This window comes from Arenibacter hampyeongensis (assembly GCF_002909255.1).
Taxonomy (GTDB): Bacteria; Bacteroidota; Bacteroidia; order Flavobacteriales; family Flavobacteriaceae; genus Arenibacter; species Arenibacter hampyeongensis.
Window position 1 is genome coordinate 379,086 of the sequence record NZ_PIOB01000005.1, and the last position, 18,134, is coordinate 397,219.

The following is an 18,134-nucleotide window of genomic DNA, read 5'->3' on the forward strand; positions in this document are numbered from 1 at the left end:
TTGCAAAAATATAAATCGAGTATATACCTGTATGTGCCAGGTAAAAAATATTTTAATAAACGGATGATTATTCCTTGTCCGTGATATTTAATTCTTCCTTCGGCAGAATGTCTATTTGCGGTTTTTTTAATACCTGTTTGTTGGCAATGCTTCTTTCTAGGGACAGCAGTAGTGAGGGTAATAGGATAAGGTTGGCCAGCATAGCGAATAACAAGGTGGCCGAAACCAGGGCCCCTAAAGCTACAGTTCCTCCAAAACTTGATATAACAAATACGGAAAAACCAAAGAACAAGACAATAGAGGTGTAAAACATACTAACTCCGGTTTCCCTCAAGGCGGCATAGACCGATTTTTTTATTCTCCAATGGTTGGCAATGAGTTCCTGTCTATATTTCGCTAAGAAGTGTATGGTATCGTCCACCGAAATTCCGAATGCGATGCTAAACACCAAAATGGTGGAAGGCTTTATAGGCACCCCTACAAAGCCCATGACACCTGCCGTTATCACCAGAGGCAATAAGTTTGGGATCAAGGAAATGACAATCATTCTGAACGATCTAAACAAATAGGCCATAAAGAGGGCAATAAGGCCAATGGCCAATGCCAGGGACATGATCAGGTTTTTTACCAGATATTTGGTCCCCTTTAAAAATAGGAGGGCACTTCCCGTCATGGTAACCTTATACCTATCCGAAGGGAAAATTTTATCAATATTCTCCCTTAGTTTCGCCTCAATAATTTCCATTCGGGATGTTTTTACATCCTTCATATATGTAGTCATCCGGGCTACTTGCCCGGTACTATCCACAAAACTTTTGAGAAGATCGCCGTTATCAGCAGATTTCCTGGCCACATCCATTATAAAAGTATTCTCTTGTGAAGTAGGAAGTTGATAGTATTTAGGGATGCCGCTGTAAAATGCCTGTTTGGAATATTTAACGAGGTCAACAACGGAAACAGGTCTGGAAAGTTCAGGAATCTCATGGATCACCGTTCCCAATTCATCCATTTTTTTAAGGGTGGAAGATTTTAGGACCCCTTTGGGTCTTTTGGTATCCACCACGATTTCTACGGGCATTATTCCGTCAAACTCTTGTTCAAAAAAGCGTATGTCCTGAAAAAATTCAGCTTTTTTTGGCATATCCTCAATAGGGCTTCCCGAAATATCTATTTGATAGATACCAATAATACTGGCTACCAAAAGGACAATGGAAACAATATAAACCGTAATCCTTCTATCCCTAACAATGCTTTCCATCCAACTCACAAAAGTTTCTATCCACTTCGTATTTAAGTGTTTCAAATGCTTGTGTTTTGGAAGGGGCATAAAGCTATAGATAATTGGAATTATCAAAAGGGAAAGCACAAATATTCCAATAATATTTATAGAGGCAACAATGCCGAACTCTTTAAGTAATTTACTGTCGGTTATTATAAATGTGGCAAAACCGGAAGCGGTGGTAACATTGGTCATTAAGGTAGCATTGCCAATTTTTGAGATTACACGTTGTAATGATAATGCCTGGTTACCGTGTTTCTTTACTTCTTGTTGGTATTTGTTTATGAGGAAGATACAGTTGGGAATACCAATAACAATTATTAATGGAGGAATAAGGGCAGTTAGTACCGTAATTTCATATTGTAGCAAACCTAAAATTCCAAAAGCCCACATGACCCCAATAATCACCACGAACATGGAAATAATCGTGGCCCTAAAACTTCTAAAAAAGAAAAAGAAAATTAAGGAGGTAACCCCAAGTGCAGCAAGAATAAATTTCCCTATTTCATCAATAATGTTTTGGGAGTTCATGGTTCTTATGTACGGCATCCCGGAAATATGGACATCCAGTTGGGTCTCCTTTTCAAAGTTTTTGACCAAAGTGGACAGGTCTTCCAGGATAAAGTCTTTACGTACTGAGGTATTAACAATATCCTTATCCAAATAAATTACACTGCGTATAGTATGTGATTTTTTGTTGTATATGAGATTGTCGTAAAAGGGAAGGTTGTTAAAAAGGTGGTTGGTTAAACTGTCTACCTCCTTTTTGGTTTTAGGAGCTTGCTTTAAAAAGGGCAGCATAACAAATTCCTGCTTTACCGTGTCCTTTACGAGCTCTTGTAGGTTATCCGTAGACAATACAAAATCTACCTCAGGGAATGCCCCCAATTGTTTGCTTAGCTTGTTCCAGCGATTAAATTTTTCAGGGGTAAATAAGGAGCTGTCCTTAACCGCCAAAACAACGACATTACCTTCCTCACCAAACTGTTTTAAAAAAGAAAGATATTCCAGATTTATCGGATGGTGGTCTGGCAAGAGGTTGGCCTGTGAATTGGAAAACCTCATTTTATCCCATTGCATGGACATGAAGATAGTCATCATGGCTAAAAGGACTAGAATTAGAATTCTGTTCCTAAGTATTATCCTTGCTATTTTTGCCCAAAATCCTCGCGTTAACTTTGCAACCATCTAGTGAAACGTCTTATTTTAAAATGCCTTATTGGGCATGCAAACCGTTAAATCCAATAAGCTATCCAAATTATATAGTCGCTCATAGAATCCTAAAATTATTCGAGCGCAAAGGTAGAGAATGATTGTTATTGTTCCTAGAAAGCTTGGACTAAATAGTTGGGTATTAGGATGTGATGTTGGTCGAAGATTAAATCTGGCAGGTAAACTAGTGGGCCATTGTATTTTTAATCTTGAAATAGTATGCAGAAATTAAAAGAGCGACCAATTGGTCGCTCTTTTAATAATACAGATCTATGGTGTTTATACCTTCATGATTTCAATTTCCTTGGCTTCAAGAAAGGCGTCAATTTTTTTAATGTATTTGTCTGTAAGTGTCTGCACATCGCCTTCTGCATTCTTTTGTAAATCTTCCGAAACGTCCAAGCCCCTAATTTCTTTGTTGGCTTCCTGCCTTGCATTACGAACACCAATTTTGGCATCTTCGGCTTCCGCCTTGGCTTGTTTTACCAAATCTCTCCTGCGTTCCTCCGTTAGGGGAGGTACGTTGATAATTACGAAATCGCCATTGTTCATAGGATTAAATCCGAGATTGGCGTTCATTATAGCTTTTTCAATTTCATGCAGCATGTTTTTCTCCCATGGTTGAACGGACAAAGTTCGGGCATCGGGAGTATTTACATTTGCAATTTGGGACAATGGGGTGGGGGAACCGTAATATTCCACCATTACACTGGATAACATTATAGGACTTGCTTTTCCAGCCCTTATTTTTATAAACATTTTTTCCAAGTGGGCTAGAGCGCTATCCATTCCTTCCTTGGTAGTGTCCAGTATAAACTTTATATCTTCGTTCATATGCTATTTTTTTTAAATTGATTTAACACAAATAGTGCCAAAACTATAGATTTACGACCGTTCCTATATTTTCTCCGGAAACCAATTTCATAAGATTCCCTTTTTTGTTCATATCAAAAACCACAATGGGCAATTCATTTTCTTGGCTTAATGTAAAGGCAGTGGTGTCCATTACTTTAAGTCCTTTTGTCAATACATCTTTAAAGGAGATGGTATCGAACTTTGTGGCTGTTTTGTCTTTTTCAGGGTCAGAGGTGTAAATTCCGTCAACCCTGGTGCCTTTTAAAATTACGTCGGCCTCAATTTCTATAGCCCTTAGAACGGCTGCTGAATCCGTGGTAAAATATGGGTTGCCCGTACCGCCTCCGAATATTACCACTCTGCCTTTTTCCAAATGGCGCATTGCGCGTCTTCTAATAAAAGGTTCTGCCACTTCATTTATTTTTATGGCAGATTGTAACCTGGTTTGTACTCCCTTTAATTCCAGGGCACTTTGTAGGGCCAGGCCATTAATTACGGTAGCCAACATGCCCATATGATCGGCTTGTACCCGGTCCATGCCATTGCTGGCTCCGGCCAAGCCTCTAAAAATATTGCCACCACCAATAACAATAGCTACTTCTATACCCTTGTCTACCACTTCTTTGATCTCCTCGGCATATTCAGAAAGACGTTGCCCGTCTATCCCATACTGCTTTGTTCCCATTAAGGCTTCGCCGCTGAGTTTTAAAAGTATTCTTTTATATTGCATCTTGATGTTGATTAATTTGAAGCAAAAATAATCAAAAATATTTATGAAGCGTCTTGTGCCGTACGATTCATGTATCCTTAATTATTTCATAATGGACATAGGAAGGTAGAATTATTTTTATAATCTTGTGTCAAATACTGTAGTTCCACTAATTTATATAGTTAATATGCTAAATGTTGGTCTATGCCCACATTGGGATATTTAGCTTTTCAGGAACCTACAATAAATAAAATCAATTGAAAATGACAAACAGATTAAGGTTTTTTAAAAGTTTATGGTTTTTAGGGGTTGCAATTTTAATGCTTCAAGCATGTGGCTCCACCAAGTCTTTGGTGACAGCGAATAAGGCCACCATTGTTGCCAAAATCGATTTGATCAGGGTGGTGGATGACAAGGTTATGGTGATGGTTGATCCAGGGGCATTTACATCCGAAAACATATCTTTTTATATTCCAAAAACGGTTCCAGGCACTTATAGTACGGATAATTATGGTAAATATGTGGAGCAATTTAAGGCGTATGATTATAAAGGAGGAGAGCTGCCGTTTGAGAAAATAGATGAGAATACTTGGAAAATTATTAATGCAAAGGAATTGGATAGGGTAGCATACTGGGTAAATGATACCTATGATACCGAAAGGGAAGTTGACGATAAGGTGTTTTCCCCGGCTGGCACCAATATTCTCAAGGGCAAGAATTTTATGTTGAATCTTCATGGGTTTGTGGGGTATTTTGAAGGATTACTGGAATTGCCATATTCTTTGGAAATTACTGCTCCAAAGGGGTTGGAACCTGCAACCTCCTTGACCAAAGGTGTTCAGGATGTGAAAACACCGGATACGGATGTTTTTGTAGCTAGTCGCTATTTTGAATTGATAGATAATCCTATCATGTATTCCAAGCCAAGTATAGAGACTTTTCAAGTAAATGATATTTCGGTTACTTTAAGTGTTTATTCTCCAAACGGATTTTATACTGCGGCCAGTTTAAAAGGGAGTATGGAAAAAATGATGCGGGCGCAAAAGGCATTTTTAGGGGATATCAATAGCACTAAAAATTACACCATTATCCTTTATCTTTCCAATATGGAGGATGCAGATGCAACTGGATTTGGAGCTTTGGAACACCATACTTCTACGGTATTGATCATGCCCGAACAAATTCCTAAAGATCGGTTGGAGGAATCAATGATCGATATAGTGTCGCATGAATTTTTTCATATCGTTACACCTTTGACCATTCATTCCCAGGAAATCCAATATTTCGATTTCAACGACCCCAAAATGTCCATGCATCTATGGATGTATGAGGGGACAACCGAATATTTTGCCAATCTGTTTCAAATTCAACAGGGTTTAATCTCTGAGGATGAATTTTATAAGCGTCTTATGGATAAGGTGGGCAATGCCAATTCCTATGATGACAATATGTCGTTTACCATAATGAGTAAAAATATCTTGGAGGAGCCCTATAAGGGTAACTATGCCAATGTTTATGAGAAAGGGGCCTTGATAAATATGGCTTTGGACATTAATCTTAGGGAATTAAGCGGAGGAGAAAAAGGTGTTTTGTGGTTAATGAAAGAACTTTCCAAAAAATATGGAGAATCCACCCCATTTGAAGATGTTGGCTTGATCAATGAGATTGTAAGTATGACGTACCCGGAAATAAAGTATTTCTTTGATGTCCATGTTACAGGTGAAACTCCTATAAATTACGAAGATTATTGGCAAAAAGTGGGGCTGGAGAAAGGGTCTGAAGAGAAATCCAGTGGTTATTTTTTAGATGGCGACATACCTTTTATTGATATTGATCCCGCTAAAGAGAATGAAGTGTTTGTTAGGAAAGGAATTACCCTTAATTCTTTTTTTAATGGGATTGGGGCTAAGGGAGGCGATATTATTAAAAGTATAGATGGAACACCCATAACCCTAGAAACTATGAGGGGTATTATTGGTCTAAGCTTTGGTTGGGCGCCGGACAGGGAAATTACTATGGTGGTTAAGCGGGGTGACCAGGAGCTTAGTTTAACCGGTAGAGTAGGTGTGCCAACTTTGAATACTATAAATTTAGTGCCTGTGAAAGGGGCATCCGAACAACAGATCAAGCTTAGGGAAGCTTGGATGAAAGGATAATTGATTCTAGTAAGGAATTTTAATTCAGAAATGACCAAATTTTATGTTGGGGGTTCAGTTTAATTTTAGGTAATTATCAGGGATTTCTATTTATTAAAATTAATGGAGTCTTCGATTTTTATGGCCAGAACTTTTAGAGCAAAAAAAACGCCTTTACATTGTAAAGGCGTTTTTTAATATGCTTAGTGCTTTTTGGATTACCCTAAAGCTACCCTTTTAAATCCGGTTACTTCCAATTTGGAATCAACAGATTTTACGTATTGGGCTACACTTTGTTTGCTGTCCTTGATAAAATCTTGGTTTACCAAAGTATTGTCTTTAAAGAATCGATTTAATTTTCCTTTAGCGATGTTATCCAACATAGCTTCCGGCTTTCCTTCTTGACGAAGTTGGTCTTTAGCAATTTCGATTTCTTTATCTATGATAGACTGGTCAACTCCTTCCTCGTTCAAAGCTACTGGATTCATTGCAGCGGCTTGCATGGCAACATCCTTAGCGGCGACATCTGCACCATCAACAGCGGCAGAAAGACCTACCAATGTTGCTATTTTGTTACCTGCATGTATGTATGAACCAACAAATGGAGCAGAAAGTCTACTAAATCCACCTATTTCAATTTTCTCACCTATTACACCGGTTTGCTCTGTAAGTTTATCTTGTACAGAGATTCCTTTGTAATCTGCATTCAAGAAAGCTTCCTTGGTGTCAAAGTTCAAAGCAAGGTCTGCCAAAGCGTTGGCCAAAGCAACAAAAGTATCGTTCTTTGCAACAAAATCGGTTTCACAGTTTAGAGAAATGATAACCCCGGAGGTATTGTCCGCACTTACTTTTGCAATTGCAGCTCCTTCGGAAGAATCCCTATCGGCTCTCTTGGCGGCAACTTTTTGTCCTTTTTTACGTAGGATTTCAATTGCTAATTCAAAATCTCCTTCAGCTTCAACCAATGCATTTTTGCAATCCATCATGCCTGCGCCAGTTGTTTGTCTTAATTTGTTTACCTCTGCGGCGGTAATTTTAGCCATTTTATTTTCTTTTAATTTTCATCTGGATTAGAATTGTTACGTAATCCTAATCCAGGTGAATGTTAAATTTATATTCTATTATATTAAAAGGGGATTATTCTACTCCTCCTTTAACGCTATCTTGCCATTCCTGCAATTCATCCCATTTACCGTCAGCAGCCATTTGAGCTTGCTTAGGCCATGATGCTGGATTTTTGGAAGCATATCTTGGGCCGGATTCAGTAAGGATGTCCTTAAGGTCCTCTTCTGATTTGTCGGCTAGATCGGCAAAAGTGTTAATACCTGCTTCTTGAAAAATTTCAGCAATTTTTGGACCAATACCTTCTACTTTGGTAAGGTCGTCTGCTGCTGGGGCTTTTTTAGGAGCTTTTGCTGCAGGAGCTGCTTTTTCTTCTGAAGTTGCCTTTGCCTTTTTCTCTTTAGGCTTGGCTTCATCTCCACCTTCTTTATCACTTTGCTTTTCAGATTTACGTTCTGTTAATCCTTCGGCAATAGCAGCAGTTACAGATGCCATAATTACTTCAATGGATTTGGAAGCATCATCATTGGATGGTACTATAAAATCTATTTGTCGTGGGTCAGAGTTGGTATCTACCATAGCAAAAATTGGAATGTTCAATTTTTGTGCTTCTTTTACCGCGATGTGCTCGCGCATTGTATCTACAATGAACAAAGCAGCTGGTAGACGTGTCATTTCAGAAATGGAACCTAAGTTCTTTTCCAACTTTGCACGCAAACGATCAACTTGTAAACGCTCTTTTTTGGAAAGTGTGTTAAAGGTACCGTCTTTCTTCATTCTATCAATAGAAGCCATTTTCTTAACGGCTTTACGAATAGTAACGAAGTTGGTCAACATACCACCTGGCCATCTTTCAGTGATGTAGGGCATATTAACATTGCCTGCTTTTTCAGCAACAATATCCTTTGCTTGTTTTTTGGTAGCTACGAAAAGTATTTTTCTACCTGAAGCTGCAATTTTTTTAAGGGCCTCATTGGTCTCCTCTAATTTTGCAACAGTTTTGTAAAGATTGATAACGTGAATCCCATTACGCTCCATGTAGATGTAAGGAGCCATGTTTGGATTCCATTTTCTGGTAAGGTGACCAAAATGTACACCTGCCTCTAAAAGGTCTTTTACTTCAACTTTGTTTGCCATTTTTATTTTTTAGTTTACGTTCCTTTGAATTAGCAATACTAAAGTGGTACCCTGTGGTAGCCTTTAATATTTAGATGCTAAACTAATTTATCCAGAATATATCTACTATTGGATTTCCCTAGGAGGGACAGCCAATTGTTAAAATTCAGGATTATTACTTACCCTATGACAAGGGTTTTCAATGAACAATTAAAATTTACACCAAAACCTGCAAAACGTTCCAAATGGTAATCAAGAACACTGCGTAATTTCAGTATTTGTTTTGTTAATACAGTATTAACGTTTGGAGAACTGGAATTTCTTACGGGCTTTCTTCTGACCGAATTTCTTACGTTCAACCATTCTTGGATCTCTAGTTAAAAGACCTTCTGGCTTAAGAACTAATCTGTGCTCGGCATCCATTTCGCATAATGCTCTTGATAATGCCAAACGAACAGCTTCCGCTTGTCCAGTAATACCGCCACCATATACATTAACCTTAACGTCAAAGTTTTCTTCGTTGTTGGTTAGGGCAAATGGCTGCTTTACCTTGTACTGTAATGTTGCAGTAGGAAAATAGTTGCTTAAGTCTCTGTTGTTGATGGTAATGTTACCTTTTCCTTCAGTAACATAAACTCTGGCAACTGCAGTCTTTCTTCTACCAATTTTATGAATCATTTCCATTACTTAAAATCGTTTAAGTTAATTGCTGTTGGTTTTTGTGCTTCTTGATTGTGGGCTGTGCCAGCATATACCTTTAGATTACGGAAAAGCTCTGCACCCAATTTGTTCTTGGGCAACATACCTTTTATCGATTTTTCTACTATACGCGCTGGATCTTTAGCCAACATTTCATTAGCCGTTGTAAACCTCTGGCCTCCTGGATAACCGGTATGACGAACGTAGGTTTTTGAATCCCATTTCTTTCCGGTCAGGTTGATTTTTTCTGCATTGATAATAACAACATTATCCCCACAATCAACATGTGGTGTAAAATTAGGCTTGCGCTTCCCTCTAAGTAACAACGCTACTTTAGAAGCAAGACGGCCCAATGTTTCTCCTTCAGCATCAACTAGTAACCATTGTTTGTCAACGGTCGCCTTATTGGCCGAAATCGTCTTGTAGCTTAATGTATCCACACTAATATATTTATTGATTAAACACTTCAATCCCGTTTAACGGGCTGCAAATGTACAATTATTAAGTTGAATTCCAAATGGTTGTTTCTTATTATTTATAGTTTTTTCCAATAATATACTGTCGAGGTGAACTTTGTAAACCCATTTCATCACAATTGTAACTTTTTACGTGTAAGTAGACTACTCGTTTACTTCAAATCCAAATAGGTGGGTCTGCCTTTAATTGTGCAGGGCAAGTAATGGGAATATAGGTTAAGAAACTTTGTTTTCCAAGGATTCTGGGAATACTAAATTGTTTTATAATACGTTAGCTTTTTAAACAACATAATTCTTAAAAAGATGAAATTAAAATTTTTATTGCTTTTAATAATTACCGGTCTTTTCATTTCATGCTCTTCGGATAACGATGGTGATAAGTCCAAGGAAGATACAATTGTGGGAATTTGGCAGGCACATGAGCTAAAGGTAAATAATGATACGGCCAGTGATGATGAAAAAAATGCAAGGGATTTGTTGAATTTTCTAACATTGAAGGACTGCTATGTGTTGAGTTTTAATTTTAAAGAGGATTTAACCGTCATCATTGATAATTCCGTTCAGTATCTGGAAATCGGCTTAAATTCCGAGGGGAATGGGTTTGATATTCCTTGTCCGACCGAAAAGGATACGGAAACCACTGTGTATGTGTATGCCGACGGCAAACTTACCTATACGGATGAAGATCAACAAATCGTAACCGTAGATGTAGCCATAGATGGTGATGTTATGACCGTTGATGCCGCTGGTTTGGATATCCCAAATTTAAATGCTGGTGGACAGCTTATTTTTAAAAGGAAATAAGATTCGGAAAAAAAGCTATATAAAAATAAAAAGCGGAATGCATTTAGGTTAACCCCTTGGCATTCCGCTTTTTTTGATTAATAAGGTATAGGGCTAATGGGCTTCCAGCCAATTATTACCAACGCCCAACTCTACATCCAAAGGCACCGATAATTTATAGGCATTTTCCATCTCCGATTTGATCATTGTCTTTAATTCCTCCAATTCGGGTTTATATACATCAAAGACCAATTCATCATGCACTTGTAAGAGCATTTTACTTTTGTAATTTCCTTTTTCAAGCTTATTGTGGATATTGATCATAGCAATTTTTATGATATCCGCGGCACTTCCTTGTATGGGGGCATTTACGGCGTTGCGTTCCGCAGCTCCACGGACAATGGCATTGCTGCCATTAATGTCCTTAAGATACCTTCGTCTGCCCAAGACTGTCTGTACATAACCATTCTCCCTGGCAAATTCTATTTGTTCACTTATGTAATTACGTAATTTGGGGTAGGTCTTGTAATAGGTTTCTATTAGTTCCTTGGATTCGGCTCGGGATAGGTCGGTTTGGTTGCTTAATCCAAATGCGGATACTCCGTATATAATTCCAAAATTTACGGTCTTGGCATTGCTTCGCTGTTCCCTGGTTACCTCTTCCAATGGGATGTTAAATACTTTGGAAGCTGTGGAAGCGTGAATATCCTCTCCGTTTTTAAAAGCCTCTATCATAGTGGTCTCCTCACTTAAAGCAGCAATAATCCGCAATTCGATCTGTGAATAATCTGCCGCCAATAAGATGTAATTTTCGTTTCTTGGGATAAAAGCCTTTCTTACTTGTCTTCCTCGTTCTGTTCGTATGGGAATGTTTTGAAGGTTGGGGTTGTTGCTGCTCAATCTTCCCGTAGCGGCTACGGTTTGCATATAATCTGTATGTACTCTGCCGGTGCTTGCCTCTATTTGTTCGGGCAAGGCATCCACGTAGGTGCTCTTTAATTTGCTAAGTCCACGGAAGTCCAATACGCTTTGGATTATTTCATGGTCTTTAGCCAGGTATGAAAGTACATCTTCAGCCGTGGAATATTGACCTGTTTTGGTCTTTTTGGGTTTGTCTACCAACTTCATTTTGTCGAAAAGTATTTCGCCCAATTGTTTTGGAGAAGCTATATTAAATTCTTCACCTGCTTCCTTGTAAATCTTTAATTCCAAATTTTTGATATCGTCATCCAAATCCTTGGCGAGCGAATTCAAAAATGCCTTGTCCAAATTGATTCCTTCCTGCTCCATGTCTGCCAAGACATGTAAAAGCGGGATCTCTATGTCATTAAATAATTCTTCCGTGTTTGCCTCTTTCAATTCAGGTCTAAAGTGCTGGGCCAATTGAAAAGTGATATCTGCATCCTCTACGGCATATTCGGTTTGTTTTTCCAAGGGAACCTCCCTCATGGATAGTTGGTTTTTACCTTTTTTGCCTATGAGTTCGGTTATGGAAACAGGGGTGTAATTCAAATAAGTTTCAGCCAGTACATCCATGTTGTGGCGCATATCCGGGTTTATGAGGTAATGGGCCAGCATGGTGTCAAAACATTTACCTTTTACGGATACGTTGTATTTGTGAAGTACCTTAATATCATATTTTAAGTTCTGACCAATTTTTTCAATACCTACCGCTTCAAAAAATGGTCTTAATTGTTCAATAATATTCTGTGCTTCCTTTCTGTCTTCGGGAAAGGGAACATAGAAACCTTTTCCGGCTTCCCAGCAAAATGCAATGCCTACCAATTCCGCTGTAAGTGGGTTTAATCCAGTAGTTTCCGTGTCAAAACAAACGGATGCCTGCTTCATTAAATTCTGAACAAAAAGATTCATGGCCATACCTGAATGAACGCTCTGATATACATGCGAAACCTCAGCAATATTTTTCCTGCTGGATACTTCCTTAATAGTACCTCCTGTAACCTGACCGTCACCACCGAATAAGGAAAATTGACCGCCGCCTGCCTCAGTTGGTTTCTTTTTGGAAACAGGGCTGCTGTCCTGTTTATTATCATTCGCACTGTCTTCATCAGATTCCGCAGAAAAAAGTTTAAGAAATTGGTCCTTAAGCCTTCGGAACTCCAATTCTTCGAAAATCTCCTGTACTTTATCACCATCGGGCATGGAGAGTTCATAATCCTTGGCATTAAAGGTTACGTCACAATCCACGAATATGGTGGCCAGCTTTTTGGATAGGATTCCGAGTTCGGCATTTTCTTGGACTTTCTCCTTCATTTTGCCTTTCAATTTATCTGTATTGGCCAGCAAATTTTCCATAGAGCCGAATTCCTCGATGAATTTTTTGGCTGTCTTGTCACCAACTCCAGGTAATCCTGGAATGTTGTCGCTAGCATCGCCCATCATTCCCAAATAGTCTATGACTTGTTCTGGACGTTCAACACCAAAGCGTTTTTGGACTTCAGGGATACCCCATATTTCAATGCCATTGCCCATTCTGGCCGGGCGGTACATAAATATGTTCTCGGATACCAACTGTCCAAAATCTTTATCCGGGGTGACCATAAATACCTTGTAATCCTCCTTCTCAGCTTGCTTTGCCAGGGTGCCTATGATATCATCGGCTTCCATTCCCGCCAATTCCACTACAGGAATGTGCATGGCCTTTAATATATTTTGTATATAGGGTACGGCTATTTTTATAGCATCTGGAGTGGCATCCCTATTGGCTTTGTATTCTGCGAACATTTCCGTACGGTCCGCACTTCCTCCTTTGTCAAAACAAACTGCCAAATGATCTGGTTTTTCCCTTCTTATAACATCCAATAGAGAATTCATAAATCCCATTATGGCAGAGGTGTCCATTCCCTTGGAATTTATTCTGGGGTTTTTGATAAGTGCGTAGTAGCCCCTAAAAATGAGTGCGTATGCATCAAGTAAGAAAAGTCTCTTTTGTTCTGCCATTATTTTTGATTCTTATTAAGATTTGGATTTAATGAAATTAAGGTTTAGGATTTTAAAAATGTCTCCGTGGTATTGTTGGTTTGACCTGCCTCAGAATAGCCACTATAGCTAAATCCAGGGTGAATGCAGTATCCTCCAGTTTCTCCATTCTTGTTGATGGCAATAAAGCCAATTTGAAAATCCCTTCTGTCCTTGTTCTTTTCCATGATTCGTCTTACGCCTTCCTCGCAGGCTTCCTGTGGCGATTTCCCTTGGCGCATTAGTTCAACTATCAAGAAACTACCGACCGTGCGCACAACTTCTTCCCCGACTCCTGTGGCTGTTGCTCCGCCAACGGCATTATCTACAAATAATCCGGCACCAATTATTGGGGAGTCTCCAACCCTTCCGGCCATTTTGTAACCCATTCCACTTGTGGTGCAGGCTCCGGCAATATCTCCATTTTTATCTATGGCCAGCATACCTATGGTATCGTGGTTTTCTATATTGATAATGGTTTCGTATTTGGATTTCTTTTTCCATTCCAACCAATCTTTTTTGGCTTTTTCAGTCAGTAGATTGGTTTTTGGGAATCCTTTTTCATAAGCAAATTGTTCCGCTCCTTTTCCGGCCAACATTACGTGTGGTGTATCTTCCATTACCTTTCTTGCAACCGAAATAGGATGGGCAATATTTTCCATACAGAGCACTGCCCCGCAGTTGCCGTCTTTGTCCATAATACAGGCGTCCAAGGTAACGTGGCCATCCCTATCCGGTCTACCTCCGTTGCCAACTGTTTCATTGCTAAGATCTGCTTCTTCTACCATTACACCCTGTTCTACAGCATCTAGGGAAGAACCTCCATTGTCCAAAACTTCCCAAGCCTTTGCTGTGGCATTCTTAAAATTCCAAGTGCATATTACAATAGGTTTTACACTTGCTGGGGTATTTGCAATTGGTGGTAGTTCCTTTTTTGTTTCTTGGCAGGATGCAAAAAGTGGTGCTGAAATTATTCCGGCAGTGCTTAGAGTAGAATTTTTAAGGAAATTTCTTCTTTTCATACGATTGTGTTACTTAATTTTAAGGTCCTAAATATAAGAAATATGATTGTAGAAGTATGCGCCAATTCTTTAGAATCTGCTGTAAATGCCCAAAAAGCTGGTGCTGACCGTATTGAATTATGTACCGAGCTGGCGGGAGGGGGTACAACTCCATCTTTTGGCCTTTTGAAAGTGATAAAGAAATATATTTCTATTCCTGTAAATGTGTTGATTAGGCCTAGGAGTGGTGAATTTACCTATTCCGATCTAGAGTTTGAGATAATGAAGAAAGATATTGAACTGTGCAAAGAACTAGGTTTTAATGGGATTGTATCAGGAGTGTTGAAAAAGGACTTTACTTTGGATGTTGAAAGAACTAAAGAATTGATCAATTTATCAAAGCCTATGCAATTTACCTTCCATAGGGCATTTGATTGGGTAGAGGATCCTATGGCAACGTTAAAGCAATTGGAGGAACTGGAAGTGGATACCATTTTGAGCTCCGGACAACAAAATTCTTCAGTTGCAGGAATCGACCTATTGTCAAAGTTGCTGAATAAATCCGAGAGAACTGTTATTATGCCTGGAGGTGGTATACAGGATTCCAATGTATTGGAATTTAAGAAGAAAGGTTTTGGAGCAGTACATTTGACCGGTATAAAATTCCATAGGACTCTTGATCATACACCTGTAGTTCCAATGAGCACCCCCAGCTTTCTTCGGGACGATGAAATAGCCATTAGTCATTTGGCTACCCTAAAAGAAGTGGTCCGCCTAGTTAAAGAAAAGTAAAATAGGTTCTAAAGGTTTTGAAACCAATATCTTTACTAAAAATTTAAGGAATGCTTCGTTGGATTGTTTTCATTGTTATTTACATCACACTTGGGATTTATACTTTACAGGCATTGCGGGCTGTAACCCGTTACCCTTGGGTTTATTATGCCTATATGGTATTATCTCTCTTTGTTTTGGGAAATTTTATTTATCAATTCACTATGGGCGATGCTCCTGGCCGAGTGTTGAGTGTTCCAAAAAGTTACGCCTTTGGTCTCTTGCTGGCTATGCTCACTTTTAAGTTGATTACTATTGTATTTTTATTCTCCGAGGATATTTTCAGATTTCTTTCTGCCGGCTATCATAAGATATTTGGGGGAACTAAGGAATTTAGTCTACCCCAGCGCAGACGTTTTTTAAGTACGATTGCCATGGGAATTGCTGCATTGCCATTTTCCGCATTGTTGTACGGCATGTTGAAAGGGAAGTACAATTTTAAAGTGCTTAAATACAATTTGGAATTTGATGATTTGCCCTCTAGCTTCGATGGATATCAAATTACACAAATATCGGATGTTCACAGTGGCAGTTTCGATAATAGGGAGAAGATAGAATACGCAATAGACCTTATTAATCAGCAAAAAAGCGATGTGTTACTTTTTACAGGGGACATGGTCAATAATATGGCGGAGGAAATGTTGCCATGGAAAGGCCTGTTTTCGACATTGAGTGCCAAGGACGGTAAATTTTCAGTTTTAGGGAATCATGATTATGGGGATTATGTGGAATGGGAGACGGAAGAAGCCAAGAGGAACAATTTGATCGATCTTAAAAATTTACAGAAGGAAATGGGCTTTGATCTCCTATTAAACGATAGCAGATATTTGCAAAAAGGAGAAGATAAAATTGCCTTGATCGGTGTTGAAAATTGGGGTAGGGGAGGTTTTAAAAAGGCTGGAGACCTTAAAAAAGCAGTGTCCAAAATTAATAAGGACGATTTTAAGATTCTAATGAGCCATGATCCATCACATTGGGAGGATCAAGTCTTAAAAGATGATTACCATTATCATTTAACTTTAAGCGGACATACCCATGGGATGCAATTTGGTATAGAAATTCCTGGATGGATTAAATGGAGTCCGGCCAAATGGAGATATAAGTATTGGGCAGGGGTATACAAAGAATTGGGTCAAATGATCAATGTAAACCGGGGATTCGGATTTTTAGGTTATCCAGGAAGGGTTGGTATATGGCCAGAAATCACGGTAATAACCCTTAAAAGAAAACAGATATGATACGTTGGTTAATTATTGTGCTAGTTTATTTTATACTGGCTATTTATACTTTTCAGGTTATTAAAGCAGCTAAAATGTATAATATTGTAGCTTATTGCTTTGTTCTGATTTCTTTGGTAATATTGGGAAATTTCGTTTTTCAAATAGTTTATGCGGGTAAGGTTGGGATGGTTTTTAGTGATCCTAATAATAAGGCTAAGAGTTATGCTTTAGGATTGTTTTTGGCAATGGTTGTATTTCAGGGTATTGTCTTTTTCTTTTTGTTTTTTGAGGATGCCTGTAGATTTATAGTTGCGATTTACAATAGGTATTATGGAATTTCTAAAGAGTTTTCTTTGACCTCTAGAAGACGATTTGTGAGTTTGATAGGATTGGGTGTGGCGACAATTCCTTTTTCGGCCTTACTTTACGGAATGCACAGAGGTAAGTATAATTACAAAGTATTAAATTATAATTTGGAATATGAAGATTTACCTGAGGCCTTTGAAGGCTACAAAATAACTCAAATATCGGATATTCATTGTGGAAGTTTCGACAATAGAAGTATGATTGAATATGGCGTGAGTCTAATAAACCAACAAAAGAGTGATGTCATATTGTTTACAGGTGATATGGTTAATAATAAAGCTGATGAATTAATTCCATGGAAATCTGTCTTTTCCAAACTAGAGGCAAACGATGGTATATTTTCTATCTTGGGCAATCATGATTATGGGGATTATGTGGAATGGGAGACGGAAGAAGCCAAGAGGAACAATTTGATCGACCTTAAAAATTTACAGAAGGAAATGGGCTTTGATCTCCTATTAAACGATAGCAGATATTTGCAAAAAGGAGAAGATAAAATTGCCTTGATCGGTGTTGAAAATTGGGGTAGGGGAGGTTTTAAAAAGGCTGGAGACCTTAAAAAAGCAGTGTCCAAAATTAATAAGGACGATTTTAAGATTCTAATGAGCCATGATCCATCACATTGGGAGGATCAAGTCTTAAAAGATGATTACCATTATCATTTAACTTTAAGCGGACATACCCATGGGATGCAATTTGGTATAGAAATTCCTGGATGGATTAAATGGAGTCCGGCCAAATGGAGATATAAGTATTGGGCAGGGGTATACAAAGAATTGGGTCAAATGATCAATGTAAACCGGGGATTCGGATTTTTAGGTTATCCAGGAAGGGTTGGTATATGGCCAGAAATCACGGTAATAACCCTAAAAAAGAGGTCATTAACGTGATTTTAACAGCTACCTTCCCTACAAAAATGATAGCACTAGTTGTATTTTAACATTTTTTCTTATTTTTGATTTATAACCCAACGTATTGTATATGTCTAAATTTGGTGAATTAATTGATATAAATGTTCCCGTGTTATTGGATTTTTACGCAGAGTGGAACGAACAGTCAACAGCCATGCACCCTGTACTGAGGGATGTAGCCGCCGCTTTGGGCGATAAGGGCAAAGTTATTAAGATTGATGTGGATAAGAATAAAGAACTATCCCAGGCGTTGAGAGTGAAAGGTTTGCCTACCTTGATGATATACAAAAAAGGTGAAATGGTATGGAGACAGAGTGGGGAACAGGATGCCAATACCCTTATCGGAATACTCAATGAGTATCTATAGCTAAAATAAAACGCATAAAAAAACCGGGACATCTGTCCAGTCATGGTCGGAAGAAATTCCGACCATTTTTTTATGTTTCAAAATGATCTAATTTCCCTTCACATTTTACGACTATCATAGCAATAGCCAAATT

At 38.5% G+C, this 18,134-nt stretch carries 15 protein-coding genes; 6 read left to right on the forward strand and 9 right to left on the reverse strand.

Going from position 1 to position 18,134, the window contains the following annotated elements:
• Positions 1 to 67 precede the first annotated feature (67 nt).
• The 3 genes from CWD91_RS14770 to pyrH all read right to left on the reverse strand — a co-directional run bounded on the left by CWD91_RS14770 (position 68) and on the right by pyrH (position 4,076).
• Positions 68 to 2,467, reverse strand: a complete 2,400-nt coding sequence (locus CWD91_RS14770; protein ID WP_103441723.1) for an efflux RND transporter permease subunit — start codon at positions 2,465 to 2,467, stop codon at positions 68 to 70.
• A 303-nt stretch (positions 2,468 to 2,770) separates the two neighbouring features.
• Entirely contained in the window at positions 2,771 to 3,325 is a 555-nt protein-coding gene (gene frr / locus CWD91_RS14775) for a ribosome recycling factor (RefSeq protein ID WP_103441724.1), read from the reverse strand.
• 43 nt (positions 3,326 to 3,368) lie between these two features.
• Positions 3,369 to 4,076 carry a UMP kinase gene (gene pyrH, locus CWD91_RS14780; RefSeq protein ID WP_103441725.1) on the reverse strand — a complete coding sequence of 236 codons (708 nt, stop codon included), beginning with the start codon at positions 4,074 to 4,076 and terminating at the stop codon, positions 3,369 to 3,371.
• A 242-nt stretch (positions 4,077 to 4,318) separates the two neighbouring features.
• Here pyrH and CWD91_RS14785 point away from each other — a divergent pair, with 242 nt between their 5' ends.
• Positions 4,319 to 6,211: a M61 family metallopeptidase gene (locus CWD91_RS14785; protein WP_103441726.1), complete on the forward strand. Its 1,893-nt coding sequence runs from the start codon at positions 4,319 to 4,321 to the stop codon at positions 6,209 to 6,211.
• 197 nt (positions 6,212 to 6,408) lie between these two features.
• Here CWD91_RS14785 and tsf read toward each other — a convergent pair whose 3' ends face one another.
• From tsf to rplM, 4 genes are all read right to left on the reverse strand, one after another.
• Positions 6,409 to 7,233: a translation elongation factor Ts gene (gene tsf / locus CWD91_RS14790; protein ID WP_103441727.1), complete on the reverse strand. Its 825-nt coding sequence runs from the start codon at positions 7,231 to 7,233 to the stop codon at positions 6,409 to 6,411.
• A gap of 94 nt (positions 7,234 to 7,327) precedes the next feature.
• On the reverse strand, positions 7,328 to 8,389 hold the full coding sequence (gene rpsB, locus CWD91_RS14795; protein WP_103441728.1) for a 30S ribosomal protein S2: 1,062 nt from the start codon (positions 8,387 to 8,389) through the stop codon (positions 7,328 to 7,330).
• Between the two features lie 276 nt (positions 8,390 to 8,665).
• Positions 8,666 to 9,052, reverse strand: a complete 387-nt coding sequence (gene rpsI / locus CWD91_RS14800; RefSeq protein ID WP_103441729.1) for a 30S ribosomal protein S9 — start codon at positions 9,050 to 9,052, stop codon at positions 8,666 to 8,668.
• On the reverse strand, positions 9,052 to 9,507 hold the full coding sequence (rplM, locus tag CWD91_RS14805) for a 50S ribosomal protein L13 (protein ID WP_103441760.1): 456 nt from the start codon (positions 9,505 to 9,507) through the stop codon (positions 9,052 to 9,054). Before rplM ends, rpsI begins: the two co-directional genes overlap by 1 nt.
• A gap of 339 nt (positions 9,508 to 9,846) precedes the next feature.
• Here rplM and CWD91_RS14810 point away from each other — a divergent pair, with 339 nt between their 5' ends.
• Positions 9,847 to 10,347, forward strand: coding sequence for a hypothetical protein (locus CWD91_RS14810; protein ID WP_103441730.1), 501 nt, complete (start codon positions 9,847 to 9,849; stop codon positions 10,345 to 10,347).
• A 93-nt stretch (positions 10,348 to 10,440) separates the two neighbouring features.
• Here CWD91_RS14810 and polA read toward each other — a convergent pair whose 3' ends face one another.
• Complete coding sequence (gene polA / locus CWD91_RS14815) at positions 10,441 to 13,287, reverse strand: DNA polymerase I (protein WP_103441731.1); 2,847 nt, start codon at positions 13,285 to 13,287, stop codon at positions 10,441 to 10,443.
• Positions 13,288 to 13,331: 44 nt separating this feature from the next.
• Positions 13,332 to 14,327, reverse strand: a complete 996-nt coding sequence (locus CWD91_RS14820; RefSeq protein ID WP_103441732.1) for an isoaspartyl peptidase/L-asparaginase family protein — start codon at positions 14,325 to 14,327, stop codon at positions 13,332 to 13,334.
• A gap of 42 nt (positions 14,328 to 14,369) precedes the next feature.
• On the opposite strand from CWD91_RS14820, the gene CWD91_RS14825 reads away from it, so the two are divergent.
• The 4 genes from CWD91_RS14825 to CWD91_RS14840 all read left to right on the forward strand — a co-directional run bounded on the left by CWD91_RS14825 (position 14,370) and on the right by CWD91_RS14840 (position 18,001).
• Complete coding sequence (locus CWD91_RS14825; protein WP_103441733.1) at positions 14,370 to 15,098, forward strand: copper homeostasis protein CutC; 729 nt, start codon at positions 14,370 to 14,372, stop codon at positions 15,096 to 15,098.
• A 50-nt stretch (positions 15,099 to 15,148) separates the two neighbouring features.
• Positions 15,149 to 16,375, forward strand: coding sequence for a metallophosphoesterase (locus CWD91_RS14830; RefSeq protein WP_103441734.1), 1,227 nt, complete (start codon positions 15,149 to 15,151; stop codon positions 16,373 to 16,375).
• Positions 16,372 to 17,613, forward strand: a complete 1,242-nt coding sequence (locus CWD91_RS14835) for a metallophosphoesterase (protein WP_103441735.1) — start codon at positions 16,372 to 16,374, stop codon at positions 17,611 to 17,613. Before CWD91_RS14830 ends, CWD91_RS14835 begins: the two co-directional genes overlap by 4 nt.
• 91 nt (positions 17,614 to 17,704) lie before the next feature.
• Complete coding sequence (locus CWD91_RS14840; RefSeq protein WP_072862855.1) at positions 17,705 to 18,001, forward strand: thioredoxin family protein; 297 nt, start codon at positions 17,705 to 17,707, stop codon at positions 17,999 to 18,001.
• The last annotated feature ends 133 nt before the right edge of the window (positions 18,002 to 18,134 follow it).

Excerpts from the sequence above, each read along its gene's own strand:
- CWD91_RS14770 (WP_103441723.1), bottom strand. The coding sequence starts at position 2,467 with ATGGTTGCAAAGTTAACGCGAGGATTTTGGGCAAAAATAGCAAGGATA.
- frr (WP_103441724.1), bottom strand. The coding sequence starts at position 3,325 with ATGAACGAAGATATAAAGTTTATACTGGACACTACCAAGGAAGGAATG.
- pyrH (WP_103441725.1), bottom strand. The coding sequence starts at position 4,076 with ATGCAATATAAAAGAATACTTTTAAAACTCAGCGGCGAAGCCTTAATG.
- CWD91_RS14785 (WP_103441726.1), top strand. The coding sequence starts at position 4,319 with ATGACAAACAGATTAAGGTTTTTTAAAAGTTTATGGTTTTTAGGGGTT.
- tsf (WP_103441727.1), bottom strand. The coding sequence starts at position 7,233 with ATGGCTAAAATTACCGCCGCAGAGGTAAACAAATTAAGACAAACAACT.
- rpsB (WP_103441728.1), bottom strand. The coding sequence starts at position 8,389 with ATGGCAAACAAAGTTGAAGTAAAAGACCTTTTAGAGGCAGGTGTACAT.
- rpsI (WP_103441729.1), bottom strand. The coding sequence starts at position 9,052 with ATGGAAATGATTCATAAAATTGGTAGAAGAAAGACTGCAGTTGCCAGA.
- CWD91_RS14810 (WP_103441730.1), top strand. The coding sequence starts at position 9,847 with ATGAAATTAAAATTTTTATTGCTTTTAATAATTACCGGTCTTTTCATT.
- polA (WP_103441731.1), bottom strand. The coding sequence starts at position 13,287 with ATGGCAGAACAAAAGAGACTTTTCTTACTTGATGCATACGCACTCATT.
- CWD91_RS14820 (WP_103441732.1), bottom strand. The coding sequence starts at position 14,327 with ATGAAAAGAAGAAATTTCCTTAAAAATTCTACTCTAAGCACTGCCGGA.
- CWD91_RS14825 (WP_103441733.1), top strand. The coding sequence starts at position 14,370 with ATGATTGTAGAAGTATGCGCCAATTCTTTAGAATCTGCTGTAAATGCC.
- CWD91_RS14830 (WP_103441734.1), top strand. The coding sequence starts at position 15,149 with ATGCTTCGTTGGATTGTTTTCATTGTTATTTACATCACACTTGGGATT.
- CWD91_RS14835 (WP_103441735.1), top strand. The coding sequence starts at position 16,372 with ATGATACGTTGGTTAATTATTGTGCTAGTTTATTTTATACTGGCTATT.
- CWD91_RS14840 (WP_072862855.1), top strand. The coding sequence starts at position 17,705 with ATGTCTAAATTTGGTGAATTAATTGATATAAATGTTCCCGTGTTATTG.